The sequence below is a fragment of the Neobacillus sp. NPDC058068 genome (assembly GCF_042885335.1).
Classification (GTDB): domain Bacteria; phylum Bacillota; class Bacilli; order Bacillales; family Cytobacillaceae; genus Neobacillus.
Window position 1 is genome coordinate 86488 of the sequence record NZ_JBHVSI010000004.1, and the last position, 14100, is coordinate 100587.

General features: G+C 39.1%; 12 protein-coding genes. All 12 read right to left on the minus strand.

Translation table 11 applies throughout. The annotated features are described in order from the left end of the window. Positions 1 to 106: 106 nt before the first annotated feature. The 12 genes from ACFVSW_RS06225 to allC all read right to left on the minus strand — a co-directional run bounded on the left by ACFVSW_RS06225 (position 107) and on the right by allC (position 14062). Positions 107 to 853 (minus strand): LytR/AlgR family response regulator transcription factor, encoded by a 747-nt coding sequence (locus ACFVSW_RS06225; protein WP_387313575.1) that lies wholly within the window; start codon positions 851 to 853, stop codon positions 107 to 109. Next, positions 831 to 2609, minus strand: a complete 1779-nt coding sequence (locus ACFVSW_RS06230; protein ID WP_387313577.1) for a LytS/YhcK type 5TM receptor domain-containing protein — start codon at positions 2607 to 2609, stop codon at positions 831 to 833. The genes ACFVSW_RS06225 and ACFVSW_RS06230 overlap by 23 nt, the downstream gene beginning before the upstream one ends. A gap of 102 nt (positions 2610 to 2711) precedes the next feature. Next, the gene (locus ACFVSW_RS06235; RefSeq protein WP_387313579.1) at positions 2712 to 3416 is read right to left on the minus strand and encodes a response regulator transcription factor; all 705 of its coding nucleotides are present in this window, start codon (positions 3414 to 3416) and stop codon (positions 2712 to 2714) included. Beyond that, positions 3406 to 4554, minus strand: a complete 1149-nt coding sequence (locus ACFVSW_RS06240; protein ID WP_387313582.1) for a sensor histidine kinase — start codon at positions 4552 to 4554, stop codon at positions 3406 to 3408. Before ACFVSW_RS06240 ends, ACFVSW_RS06235 begins: the two co-directional genes overlap by 11 nt. A gap of 98 nt (positions 4555 to 4652) precedes the next feature. Beyond that, complete coding sequence (gene arcC, locus ACFVSW_RS06245; protein ID WP_387313585.1) at positions 4653 to 5615, minus strand: carbamate kinase; 963 nt, start codon at positions 5613 to 5615, stop codon at positions 4653 to 4655. Positions 5616 to 5645: 30 nt separating this feature from the next. Further along, entirely contained in the window at positions 5646 to 6545 is a 900-nt protein-coding gene (locus tag ACFVSW_RS06250) for an oxamate carbamoyltransferase subunit AllH family protein (RefSeq protein WP_387313587.1), read from the minus strand. Further along, entirely contained in the window at positions 6546 to 7826 is a 1281-nt protein-coding gene (locus ACFVSW_RS06255; RefSeq protein ID WP_387313590.1) for a YlbE family protein, read from the minus strand. It abuts the gene before it with no gap. Between the two features lie 54 nt (positions 7827 to 7880). Next, positions 7881 to 9629 carry an acyl-CoA synthetase FdrA gene (gene fdrA / locus ACFVSW_RS06260; RefSeq protein ID WP_387313593.1) on the minus strand — a complete coding sequence of 583 codons (1749 nt, stop codon included), beginning with the start codon at positions 9627 to 9629 and terminating at the stop codon, positions 7881 to 7883. A 236-nt stretch (positions 9630 to 9865) separates the two neighbouring features. Then, the gene (allD, locus tag ACFVSW_RS06265) at positions 9866 to 10915 is read right to left on the minus strand and encodes an ureidoglycolate dehydrogenase (RefSeq protein WP_387313597.1); all 1050 of its coding nucleotides are present in this window, start codon (positions 10913 to 10915) and stop codon (positions 9866 to 9868) included. A gap of 41 nt (positions 10916 to 10956) precedes the next feature. Then, on the minus strand, positions 10957 to 12006 hold the full coding sequence (gene allD, locus ACFVSW_RS06270; protein WP_387313599.1) for an ureidoglycolate dehydrogenase: 1050 nt from the start codon (positions 12004 to 12006) through the stop codon (positions 10957 to 10959). A 37-nt stretch (positions 12007 to 12043) separates the two neighbouring features. Continuing rightward, the gene (gene allE, locus ACFVSW_RS06275) at positions 12044 to 12808 is read right to left on the minus strand and encodes a (S)-ureidoglycine aminohydrolase (protein WP_387313602.1); all 765 of its coding nucleotides are present in this window, start codon (positions 12806 to 12808) and stop codon (positions 12044 to 12046) included. Positions 12809 to 12835: 27 nt separating this feature from the next. Next, a complete protein-coding gene (gene allC / locus ACFVSW_RS06280; RefSeq protein ID WP_387313604.1) occupies positions 12836 to 14062 on the minus strand; it encodes an allantoate deiminase in 1227 nt (408 codons plus the stop codon). Between the last annotated feature and the right edge of the window lie 38 nt (positions 14063 to 14100).

The window sequence follows — 14100 nt, forward strand, 5'->3', positions numbered from 1 at the left end:
TACGAATTGCAACGAGTAAAGTTAAAAAAACGTTAAAAGGGGGTTAAAAAAACATTAACCTTTCCATCTAAATATAAAGATAAAATAAAAACAGCCTCGAATTTGGTTAAAAACCTAAGTATTGGCGAACGGTTTTTGCATAGGAGCGACTAACTGGAACTTTCGATTGATCACAAAAAATTAAATTATAGGTGCCATTAAACCATTGTTCTATTTCACTCACATATTTAAGGTTGATAATATAGCCACGATGTACTCTCAGAAAAGAATGACTTTCTAATTTTTGTTCTATTTCATATAGATTTGTATCTATGGCGTATTTATCATTTACTGTTTTTACAAATACTTGGCGATTTTCTGTTCCAATATATAGAATGTTTTCGAAATCCACCAAGATAATCCGCTCATCTTTAACGACTGCTAGCTTATTTATTTTAAGGCTCGATTTCACTTCTTTTACTGGCTTTGATTGGCCGTCTTCATTTTTTAATTGATGCCACTCCACTATTCTTTCAATTGTTTGTTCAATTCTTTTTTCGTCAAACGGTTTTAAAATATAATCGACGGCATCAAGTTCGAAAGCTTTGATTGCATATTCTTCGAACGCAGTAGCAAAAACAATGAAAGGCGGATTCTTTAATGAACGGAGTTGATGAGCTAATTCAATCCCATTTCCTTTTGCCAATTGTATGTCTAAAAAAATTACTTCGGGCTCCAATTGATGAATCCCCAAAATGGCTTGATCTATTTCATCTGCTTCTCCAACGACCTCAATTTTATTACTTTGTAAAAGTATGTCCTTAAGGTCTTCTCTGGCAAACAACTCATCCTCAACCAAGAAAGCTCTTATCACTAGACTCTTCCTTCCTTTCATATTGGAGGGGAACAATGATTGTAATGTTTGTTCCACTGTTAACCTGGCTGTCTATAGAAAAAAAAGCTTCTGAACCAAACACTAATGATAGCCTCTCCCTAATATTTTGTATCGCTATCCCCGCCCCTTTATTTGAAAGAATGGTTTCGCTGCCAATAAACTTTAGCCTTTTGCTAGGAATTCCTCGACCATTATCATTAATTAAAAGTCTAAGGAAACTTTCTTCCTTAATGTCTATCGTAATTTCAATGGTTTCCTGTTTACGTCGTTGTGAAAATCCATGAACAATTGCATTTTCAACCAGAGGTTGAATGGTGAACGGAGGGATTAATGCCATATTAACGCTTGGATCTACCGTTGTTTTAATGGTAAAACGCTCCGGAAAACGTGCTTGTACTAAAATAAAATAAGCTTTTAGAGTCTCCATCTCCTTCTCAATCGGGATTAAAGTCTGACTTGCCGCACTCGTATTATTGCGCAGAAAAGTACTTAAGTGAAGTAGCAGCGATCTCGCATACAAAGGATCTCTTTTGCAAAGTGCGGAAATCACATTAATCGAATTAAAAAGAAAATGAGGGTGAATTTGGGCTTGTAATGCTTTAATTTTTGCATTTTGCAGCAATTCTTTATGCCGTTCAGCATCACCTATTTCTAACTGGGTTGAAAACAACATGAGTAATCCTTCCGCTAATTCTAACTCCGCTTCATTTATTTTAAATGGCTTTTTATAATATAATTTGAATGTACCTATAGGTATTTCGCCCACCACCAATGGGACAATAATGACTGCTTTCAATGGACAATTACTATTTTTCAAGCTAATCGATTTTAAGGTATTTATTTCCCCTTTTTGGAGTACCTCTTTTACTGCGTCTTGATCAGCGTACCTCAGTAAGTGTCCATATTCTTTCCCTTCACCAACAAGGGTTAAAACATCCGTTAAATCGGTAATGGCTACAGAATCAGCCTTTGTATATGTACATAGTATTTGTGCTACCTTTTCGCATGAGTCCACATTGAACCCCCGGCGAAAAAATGGCAATGTTTTGTTTGCGATAAATAATGCCTTTTGGGTTTGAATGGCCTTTACTTTTTCTTCTTCGCGTACCACACTATTGAAGATTAATGCACAGATCCAAATTCCAATTCCATTTACAATGATAATTGGTAATCCAGTGAATTGAATTAATAATAAAGCCACGTTATGGGATTTCGTAAAGACAGGGATTAAAATTATTTGCAGAAATAAGATTAATACACTTATCAATAAAATAAGCGACGGCTGCATTCGTTCTTTAATGGTAATTTTCCGATTGATCCAACCTGCTGTTAATCCACCTAGTATCGTCAGAATAAAAGTGGCCGTATTAATAAATCCGCCTAATAGAAATCGATGTCCGCCTGCGATAATTCCCGCACCCAATCCGACTGCGGGACCGCCGAAAAGCCCGCCAATAATTACTCCGATATTACGAGTATCCGCAATTGCCTTAAAGGATTCCAGATTATGTGCCACATCTCCAGATTGTATTTTTGAAACATCTGGATGGATTGCTATTCCTGTATAATTCCCTATGACTCCAAATAAACCAAATACAAAAATCATAACAATTTTACCTTTCCAGCTTAAGTGCTGGTAAATCATTTGCCTAAAGAGATTTAGCCGGGTAATTAAGAATGCTATCGTAACAATCATGCACATCCGCCAAATCAGCTGGCTGATTAGATCTAACATGGAAACTTCTCCTATTTTTCAAAGTGCTAACTAACTTAATAAATGCGGTGTGTTTAGTGCCAAGCTGCCCTTTTTCATAAAAGACGGCACTTGCCGTCTTCTTTACTTTTCGGCTGTTAAAAGTGAGTACCCAATTCCCGGATAGGTACGAATAATTTTAGAAATGTCCTTGCAGCCAGCATCCTTCAGCTTTTTCCGAATTCTCGCAATCGCTACACGCAAGTACTCCACTTCATCTCGATATTCTGCTCCCCAAACCGACACGAGAATTTGTTCATGGCTGACAATTTTGTCGGCATGAATCGTAAGATGCTCTAAAATCAAATATTCCGTATTGGTAAAGCGCATTTCTTTCTCATCCACAAACACACGTTTTTGTGCAAGATTAATATTAATTCTGCCTATGGTAATCTTCTTGTCCTCGTGAACAGACTGTTCGAGATGCGAAGTTCTTCGTAAAACAGCCTTCACTCTGGCAAATAACTCTTCAAGCGAAAAGGGCTTTGTTAAATAATCATCTGCCCCACGTTCAAAACCTTCCACCAAATCGTTAGAATTGCTGCGTGCAGTCAAGATAATGACCGGAACGTTTGAAAATTTCCGCAGCCTTTCTAGAACGGTGAACCCATCCATGTTCGGCATCATAATATCAAGCAGGACTAAATCAAGTTCATGCAAATCAAAGTTATCAAGAAACTGTTCACCATCTGAAAACGTTTCTACTTTATATCCAAGAGAAAGTAAATTGGCCTTTATGAATCGGACAATTTTTGGTTCGTCATCTACGATTGCAATTTTATGATTCATAATTACCTCCATGATCTTCCTCGTTAATCGGGAGCTTCATCGTAAAAATACTTCCCTTTCCGGGTTCACTTTCGACTAGTATATCACCATTATGCTCTTTCATTAATCCAAGGCAAATCGACAGACCGAGACCTGTTCCTCCTGTTTTCCGCTGCGGCGAGTTGTCGACCCTATAAAAACGATCAAATATTTTTTTGCAAAGTTCCTTTGATATACCGATTCCGTTATCTTTAACATGAATAAATACATCCTCGGACCCGACCTCCACAGTTATTAGAACCTTTTTCTCAGGTAAGTCATTGTGCACAAGTCCGTTCATAATTAAATTAAGCAGCACTTGTTGAAGACGCTTTTTATCTCCATAAAGCAAGGAAATACGGGACTGATTATCTTCGTCATAACGAACCATATCACTTGCTGCTATTTCGCGGGGAAGCTGATCCAAGGTATTTGAAATCAACTGCGAAATAGGAAAATACCCCTTATTTAAAGACATGGTTCCCATTTCGATTTTCTTGATATCAAACCAGACAGAAATTAAATCCTGCAGATGCAAAATATCTTCATGGATTCCCTGTAGAAGCTCGATTTTGAAGTCTTCTTCCCAGTCCGCATCCTGTCTCATTAGCGTTTCCACGCTGCCGCGGATGTTCGTAATCGGTGTCTTAAATTCATGGCTGGCAATCGTAATTAAATTGCTCTTTAGTTGGTCAATCTCTTCCTCTTTCGTAATGTCACGAAGCAAATAGCCATTACCAATAAAGCCTGTTTCAGAATACACACTAAATTTGTTCAACATAATATATTTTAGCTGATTCTCATACTCAATCGTCAGTTTTAAAGTTATATCCTCTGATTGTAATAACTCATCCACTTTATCATTTTTCAAAACACTTACCTTTTGGATGAAAGCAATTAAATCTACTTCTGTTTTAAGGCTATCTGACCCAATTCCGCGAAAAAGATGTCTAGTAACAAACTCATTTTGGTAAACAATATTTTTATTGTTATCAACTAGGATGATTCCTTCAGACATACTTTTTAATACAGCATTTAGCCGGGCATGCTGGTCCTTATCTTCCTCAAAATTGAATTTTCCTTTATTCATCATTGCAAATTGTACTTCTGATTCCTTCATTAAATGGTTACACCCCATTCTATTAAAATTCACTCGCCGACGACCATTATTATTAAAAACCCCTATATGCTTTTTACATACAGGGGCTGAGTAGAGATTTAGTTATTTGTAACTGCTGCTTCACGTTTCATTACGATACGTGTACCAGTTTTTCCTTGAAGAGCATCCTGAAGTTTATCAATCGATGTAATGATAACGTTCTTTCCGCCTTTTTGCAGGAATAAAACAGCTGCCTCAATTTTTGGTCCCATACTTCCCTTTGGAAAATGACCTTCATCCATATAGCGGAGTGCATCATCAGCTGTCATTTCTAATAAATTTTGTTGCTGTGGTGTGCCAAAATGAATGGCTACTTGTTCCACACCTGTTAAGATAAATAAATAATCTGCATTAATTTCAGCAGCAAGTAATGCACTTGCAAAGTCTTTATCGATGACAGCTTCCGTACCTTCAAGCATACCGTTATTCTCGATAACTGGGATTCCGCCGCCTCCAGCTGTAATAACAGTAATGTCCTTCTCAAGCAATGCTTCAATTGCCTCTTTTTCAACAATTTTGATTGGCTTTGGAGAAGCAACTACACGTCTGTATCCTCTGCCGCTATCTTCGATAAAAGTAAGCTTTTCAGTTTTAAGAATTTCTTCCATTTCTTCCTTAGAATAAAATGGTCCAATTGGTTTAGTAGGAGCTTCAAACGCTGGATCATCTTTAGAAACAATTGCTTGCGTAACAACGGTTGCAACTGTCTTACTAATATTACGCTCAACCATTTTATTTCTAAATGCCTGCTGGATTAAATAACCCAAGTTACCTTGAGTTTCCGCATCAAGTACATCTAAAGGATAAGCTGGAACGACTGATTCAGCCATTTTAGTTTTAATTAACGTGTTGCCAACTTGCGGTCCATTTCCGTGAGTGATAACTACAGTGTGGCCCTGTTCGATTAATCCTAGGACTGGTTCACAGCTTTCATTAATATTTTTTTGCTGTTCTTCAATCGAACCCTTTTGTCCTTCTTTAATAATTGCATTGCCGCCGATAGCTAGGACAATTTTACTCATGTAACATCTCTCCAATGTTGTAAGATAATTTTATTGTTCATTTGGGTTTTTAAAGGCCAGCATCCCGATAAGAATACCGAATAGTGTATCCAATCCCGAACTGTGGCCGACTTCAAGCAAGTTCTGAAAGGCCTTATTGAAGGTAGCATCATCACCGCTGGCAAGTGAGTTCACCAATTCGGTAACGGCTGAGCCAAATTCATGCCGAATCGCATACCGTAAGTATTCCCTGCTCACATCCGTTGTGATTGGTTCACTCTCCAGCAGCTCTGAAAGCTGTTGGTAAAATAGTGCAGAAATAAAATTGGAAGTGGCATCAAAAGCTAATAACCCGACGATCATGTCGTCACCTGATGGTGTCAGGCCTTTTCCCCTGCCAAGGAAATACCTAAGGGTCTTCTCAATTAAATACAGGTCACTCGACATCACCACTTCAATCAACATGACCAAATATGATTCAGGTCCGAACCACTTTTTTTCGCCGACATCATTAAACCTTTTTAAAAATTGATTTATATCGATATCCAACCCAGTTAATTCTTCCATTGTGCTTAACCGCGAGCAAAGTTTTTCAAAACCGATTTCGAAGACCCGGTTGTTTTTTAGAGAAGTTAACTCATTTTTAAAACGTTGACCATTTTCTAGGCTGATTGATAACCCTGAAAAATCCAAAGAATTCGTCCCCGTATTCCAGGAAACGGTTTCTCCATTTTTCACGACTGAAACAGCCTTTAATGTTTCTTCTTCTAAAAGATGAATTCCAAATGGGAGCAGCCCGTTTTTTTTATTGCCAATAAAAATGAGTGAGTCATCCATTTTAATATTAAAACCATTTTTAAAAATACTATGGACATGACCATTGCCCTTTTTACAAAGGAGGAGAGGAATTAGATCACTATATCCCTCTCCAAAAAGAGTACTTTTCTTCATTTATTCTGCAGCAGGTTCAATTAAACCAAGTTTAACAGCATAAGCATCAATCGCTTTTTCGAAGCAAGCTAATGGGGCACGAACGGTACCTGCACCGATTTGGCCAACTCCTGCTTCTTTATGAGCAATACCAGTGTTGATTATTGGTTCAATTCCAGTTTCAACAACCTTTCTTGCATCGATTCCAAGACAAGAACCTTTGAAATCCCAAGTAGGAATAGAGAAGTTAGAGTTATGATCGATACAAATTTCCATCATTTCATTACTTGTTCTAACTGCATCGTCCATCCCGCCTGCACCTACGAAGCGTGTAACACCAGGAGCTGCAATCATCGCCATAGCGCCGACACCGAATGTTTCAGTGATCGCACTGTCCCCCATGTCAGGACAAGCCATGTCTTGATCATAACCTGTAAAGAAAAGACCTTGAGGTGTATTAACCGGTGCTGTAAACCATTGATCCCCCATACCTGCAATACGGATTCCGAATTCATAACCGTTACGGCACATTGCTGTTACAACAGTACCATGTTGAATTTGACGAGCTGTATCCATAACCGCTTTACTTGTTGCCATCGCAATATTCAAGAAGAACTGGTCAGTATCAGCTAAGAATTGAATAACGTCTTGCTTATCTTTCTCAGAAGCATCTGTTTGGATAATATATGGAGCAATATCTTTTAGGAAAATAAGTGATCCAGCAATATTACGTTGGTGGAACTCATCTCCCATTGTAATTGCTTTTGCCATCGCAACGTTCACGTTTAAGCCGTCGCCTTTTACTTTAAGTGCTTTAGAAATTACTGGACCTAGTACATCTCTAAACCATCCAAGACGGTTGATTACTTCCTGAGAATAGGCACCGAAACGAAGAACTGCACCAATTCCTTCATTCATTGTGCAATATGCACGATTTTCGCCGCTGCGGTTTTCTACAACAAGAACAGGCATGCTTCCAGATGTGATTCCACCCATTGGGCCGACTGCATCAACATGGTGACATGGAATGAATTCGATTTCGCCATTTTCAAGCATTGCACGTGCTTCGTCAGCGTTTGTAGCCCAACCTTCAAAAAGTGTTGCTCCTACACAAGATCCTTGCATCGGGCTAGTCATATTTTCCCACTTCATAGGCGGCCCTGCATGAAGTAATACTTTTCCATTTAATTCTTTAATCACAGATTTAGCTGGAACAACATCCACTAAAAATGGTGAGCTTGATACAACCTGATCGATTACTGCTCTATTTGCTTCATCAATTGTTTTAAATTGTCCGTACATAATGCATTTCCTCCTGAAAATTCAATGTTAGTGCAAATTCGTTTACCCTTTGGTTTAGCGAAGGACACTTAAGACTTTGCGCATTCTTTCATTACCACCGGCTACTGGACGCCAGTCGAATTGAACAGCTTTGCCGCCGTTAGCTGTAATAGAATCTGTGAATTTCTTTAGACCTACGTTGATCACGCTTGGCTTTTCGTTCAGGAATTTTTCAATTGCTGAAGAAACTGTGATTTCAGCTTTTGCAGCCTCAACTTTCGCAGGAACTACTTCTTTATCTGCTTCTTCAACCTTGATATCAAGCATAGCTAAAGCTGTGCGAATTGCTTGGTTATTACTGTCTCTTAATATAACCCCAGCTTTTTCAAGCTTTGATTTTTGTTCTTGAATGTTTTGCGGATCTTGATCTGTTCCACATACAGTAGCAACAAAGTAAATATTTCTGCCGTTTTCCTGTGCAGCTTTTTGGATTTTTTCGATACCAGGAAGTAACGCACCGGCCATATCTTCATGTGAACCGTACCCAAGAACAACATCGAATAGGATAATCGCTGTTTGCTCATCCTGCGCTGCTTTTTGGAAGAATTCAATTCTTGTATTAGGGTCAATCATTGGGTGTGGTTTACCTTGTGTATAAATATCATCACCTAGGTCAGCTACTTCGAAGCCATTTGCATTTAATAGATAACCATCCTCATGATGTTCGCTTTTTCCAAGTCCAAGACCTCTGCTAATAAGTGTTGCCGCTTCATAGCCAAGTGTACCGCCGGAATAAAGTCCTTTGATTGTTTTTTGTTCAGGCTTTAAGTCTACTGCCGGTACTTCAAGGTTGTATTGATAGTAGTTTGCTTTCACCGCATTTCCTTTTGCAAGGTCTACAGAGATTGCAGCTGTTTCTTCAAGGGTGTTCGCATAGTACATATTTCCTTCATGTGCATGCGGCTCTTCGCCAAGGAAGATGGCAACTACTGGTTTTGAAACACTTTGAAGTAATTGAACAACTTCGTCACGTACTTCTTTTGCAGGCGGCTTAGAAATAAGTGTGATGACTTCTGTTTGGCTATGGTTTGCTAACCCTTTGATTGCATCTAACATCGTAATCGCACCAATTTTATCAGAAAGGTCACGTCCACCTGTTCCAATCGCATGTGTAACACCGCCGCCAAGACGGTCGATTTGAACCGTTACTTCCTGAATACCAGTTCCGGAAGCCCCAACAATACCAATATTTCCTTGCTTTACAACGTTTGCAAATGCAAGCGGTACACCGGAGACAATTTCAGTACCACAGTCTGGACCCATAACAAGAAGGCCTTTTTCATGCGCCTTTTCTTTAATACGGCGCTCATCTTCGATTGACACGTTATCACTAAAGATTAAGACATGCATGTCATTGTCAATTGCTTTCTCAGCTTCTTCAGCCGCATATTGACCTGGAGTAGAAATAAGCGCAATATTTGCATTTGGTAAAGCTTTAAGCGCTTTATCCCATGTACGTACTGTTTCAAATTCTTCCTTGCTTCCTGCAATTGCTTGATTGTTTAAATATTGATCAACTTCATCAAGAACTTCTTGAATTTTGTCTTCTGAATCTGTATCAACAACGATACACATATCATTTGCAGCAGCTTTTTCAAGCTCTTCAGTATGGAGACCTGCAGTTTTGAAGATATCTTTATTGGCCGGAGTTCCCATCATAATTTGGACTTTGTTAATTCCGTCCATAGTGGAAATTTTATTGGTGAGAAGCATCAGGTTAACTGAATCCTGGTAGGAATTCTCTTTGATAATCGTATAAAGCATTAATGAATGCACCTCTTTAATATATTTTTCGCTTTCATAATAAGCGGGGATATAAAGCATTTGTTCCTCTGTAATGGTAAGGTTTTTTACCTTGCAATGTAATAAAAAACAATACATACACATTAAAAATTCGTTAAAACTACTTATGTTATATTCTTATGAATTTTCGCTCTTTTACAGATTTAAAAGAGCGGCTAAACATGGAAGCCGCCCTTTTTTATAGAGATTATTTACGATTATTTTGCAAAAGGGCTTTTATTATCATAAGCGTTGTTGTGAACAACATCTGATGTTAAATATTCATAAATATGATCAACAATTTCGATGCCATCTACTTCTGATTTATTTTCTCTTTCTGCACTTCTTTGTCCAGGATAGTAAACTTTATCAAATCCTGTAGCTGGCTTAATAGCATTCAGATCTTTCATTGTTTGAGCAACACTTTCTTTGAAAGCGTTAATTCCTGCAAAACGTTCTGGATCAATGACAATATGCAGCTGACCAAGATTTCTGCCTTCAGTTAAATCATGATACATCGAACTTACCTTATTTCCGAAGGGAAGGCCTAATAGGATTCCGGATAATACGTCGACCATCATCATTAACCCGTATCCTTTTGGACCGGCGATTGGCAATAACGCATTAACTTTAAATGGATCTGTTGTACCCGCGCCTTCGCTATCCACAGCCCAGCCTTCAGAAATAGGTTTATTTTTGGATCTGGCATCAAGAATTTTCCCCCATGCCTGAACGGTTGTTGCCATATCGATAATAATATGTTCTCCATTCTTTCCAGGAGCCGCAAAGGCAATAGGGTTCGTCCCATAATAAGGCTCAGCTCCGCCAAATGGCACTGCCATTGGGTCAGATTGACAAAGGGAAATCGCAACCAAGTCTTTATCAGCAGCTTGTTGTACAAAGTATGATAGGGCACCACTATGGCCCAAGCGTCTCATGCCTACAACAGCAATCCCATTTTCCTTAGCCATTTTAATCGCTTCATCCATCGCTAATTTGGCCACAACTTGACCCGCTCCATTATCACCGTCGAAAACGGCTGTGCACGGACCAGTTTTGGTAAACTCAAAATTCGGATTATGAGTTGTACCACCCTTTGCAATTCTTTCAGCGTAATATTCTACCCGCATTGCCCCATGAGAGTGATATCCTCTTGCATCAGCATGAACAAGAACATCCGCTACAATACCAGCATGATCCACTGTTAATCCTGCTTTATGAAGCTTTGTGACAATTAGATCCTTTAATTGCTCTTTTGTTACCCTCATCCCTTGCACCTCTTTAGTTATTGTAGGTTTAATAAATGTAACTATTCAGCAAATGGATTTTTGTGATCGTATTGATTGTTATGGATGGTATCAGAGATTAAATATTCATAAATATCATCAACGATTTCAATGCCTTTTTCCTTGTATTCTGCTATGACTACATCATTATTTTGACCAGGATAGAGGACTTTTGAAAAGCCTGTTGCAGGTTTAATCTGATTTAGATCTTCCATCGTATTAGAAATATTTTGTTTGAAATCCATTAGGCCAGTAAAGAATGCTGGGTTAATCACAATATGAAGTTGACCCAATTTACGATATTCGGATAAATTTTCATACATGGAAGAAACCTTGTTTCCAAAAGGGAGTCCTAGAAGAATTCCAGATAATACATCAACCATCATTCCAAGGCCATATCCCTTAGGTCCGGATATAGGCAATAACGCACTTACTTTTAATGGATCTGTAGTCGGTTCTCCCTTTTCATCCACTGCCCATGTATCGGGAATAGATTCATTTTTTGATCTTGCATGAAGGATTTTCCCCCAAGCTTGAACCGTAGTCGCCATATCTAATGTGATCTTTCTTCCATCATTACTTGGCGCAGCAAAGGCAATTGGGTTGGTACCATAGTAAGGCTCAGCCCCGCCAAATGGGACCACCATCGGATCGGATTGACAAACAGAAAATCCAATTAAATCTGCTTCTGCTGCTTGATGGGTAAAGTAGGAGATTGCACCGCTATGGGACATATCTCTCACCCCAACGATTGCTACACCATTTTCTTTTGCCATATTGATGGCTTCAGCCATTGCCAGTTTCGCAGCGGCATGTCCATTGCCGCCATCAGCATGAAAAACTGCCGAACAAGGGCCTGTTTTTTCAAACTTAAAGTCAGGATTTGTATTTATTCCGCCCTTTGCAATTCTTTCTGCATAGTACTCCACACGCATTGCCCCGTGTGAATGAATACCTCGTTCATCAGCAAATACAAGGACATCTGCTGCTATTTCAGCATGTTCCTCTTTAAGACCTGCCTTTTGAAGCTTCGTTTTGATTAGATCTGTTAATTTTTCTTTTGTAACTCTCATTTAGGCACCTACTTTTTAGTAAAAAACTTGTTGTAAATTATAATGATGCGTCTCTGTTGCAATCTTTAGAGTAAACGTATGCTAATGGCTCTCTGCCAACTGCGTATGCTGCTTGATGAACATAAGGTCCCATAAAGATGTAATCACCTTTTTTAACCGGAATCCATTCGTTATCAAGATTGTACATGCCTTCTCCAGACAGTAAATACGCTCCATGTTCTTGAACGTGAGTTTCGATAAACGGATGGCTCGCCGCCGGGTCAAACGATAAAATATGGAAGTTCATATCAAAATCAAGATCCGCTGGTAAAAGATCTTTAATATGAACATTGTGCATGTCATCATAATCTCTAAATTCGATTTGATTTGCATGACCAGTTACTACCCATGGCTTGCGTCCTTCAAGCGGTTTATATTTTTGCTTATAAAGGAATAGACGTGAGTCACCAGCTTCAAGGTTTTCTAAATACATTTTTACTCCAGGCGGGCAATATAAATAGCCGCTGCCTTCAAGAACATGCTCCTCTTCACCTGCTGTTGCTTTCACTTTTCCCTCAAGCACATAGACAAATGATTCTACATCTTCTTGACCGCAGAAGCCTTCACTATTCTTTCCGCCTTCGTGCATCGTAATGATGTAGTCAACAAAACTTGCACCAAGCTTTGGTGAACCTAGAATGGACATTGAGCAATTCTCAAATCCTGGAACAACATTATTTACCAAACCTTCAGGTGCGATTAAAGCGTATAATCCGTGTTTAATAATTGATCTGCTTGAAAGTAAATCTTTTGGATAACCCATGATTCAATTCTCCTCTATATTTAAAGTTTATTTATAACCCAATTCATATAGGGCACCTATAAGACCCTTTACGCCTTCTGCTAAATCTGAAGGCTCTGTATATTCGGCCGGGTTATGGCTGATTCCTTTGTGACTAGGGACAAATAGCATGGCTGTAGGTACGAATGGAGCAAAAATTTGTGAGTCATGCCCTGCACCACTGTGCATTACCTTGAAATTCAAGCCGTTTTCTTTAAATTGGTTCTCAATTAATTCCACTACTGTTGTATCCATTGGAACCGGGTCAGCATCCATCCACATATCAATGGTTGTTTCAACACCATGTTCTTTTGAAATTTCGTTCATTCGTGCAGTTATCTGATCTGTAAACGATACGAGTGCCTCTTTTTCCGTGTGGCGGACATCGATGGTGAAAATCGCCTTTCCTGGCACCACATTCACGATGTTAGGCTGCGCTTCAATTTTACCAACCGTAGTTACAAGCGGATCTCCCGCTTCTCTGGCCATTGTAATCATTTCAAAAACCATTTGGCTGGCAGCGTAGAGTGCGTCTTTTCGATATCCCATTGGAGTTGTACCGGCATGGTTCGCTTCACCGTTTACTTCAACAGTAAAACGTCTTTGACCAACAATATTGTTGACAACAGCTACTGGTATTTTTTCCGTTTCTAAGACACTGCCTTGTTCAACATGAAGCTCAACAAATGCTTTTAAATCATTGCGCGGTGCTTTTGAATCATCCTTGAAATTAAAGCCAGACTCTTTCATTGCTTCAACAAATGGGATTCCATCAAAGTCGGTAATCGTTTCAACATCTTCGCGCTTAGCTAAACCTACGATGTTTTTAGAGCCCCAAAAAGCATAAGGGAAACGGCTACCCTCTTCTTCCGCCATAGAAACTACCTCAATGTTACGAAGTGGCTGTCCGTATTTTTGCTTTAAATATTTTAAAGCCAAGATACCTGCAACTACACCATACGCGCCATCATAGAGGCCGCCATTTTTAACGGTATCTACGTGCGAACCAGTAAGAACTGTCTCATTCGTATTTTTTCCTTTTAACGTCCCAAATAAATTGCCAATTTCATCAAAGCCGGCTTCAAGGCCTTCTTCTTCGATCCAGCCTTTTAACGCGTGCTGTGCTTGGGTCCACTCTTTTGAATATAGAAGACGTGAAACTCCGCCAGCAGGATCTTCCCCAAATTCCCCCAGCCATTCAAGTCTTCCAACTAATTCTTTTTGTAAATCTTCCATTGCATCTACCCCCAAAAAACATTCTACAGAGATATAAA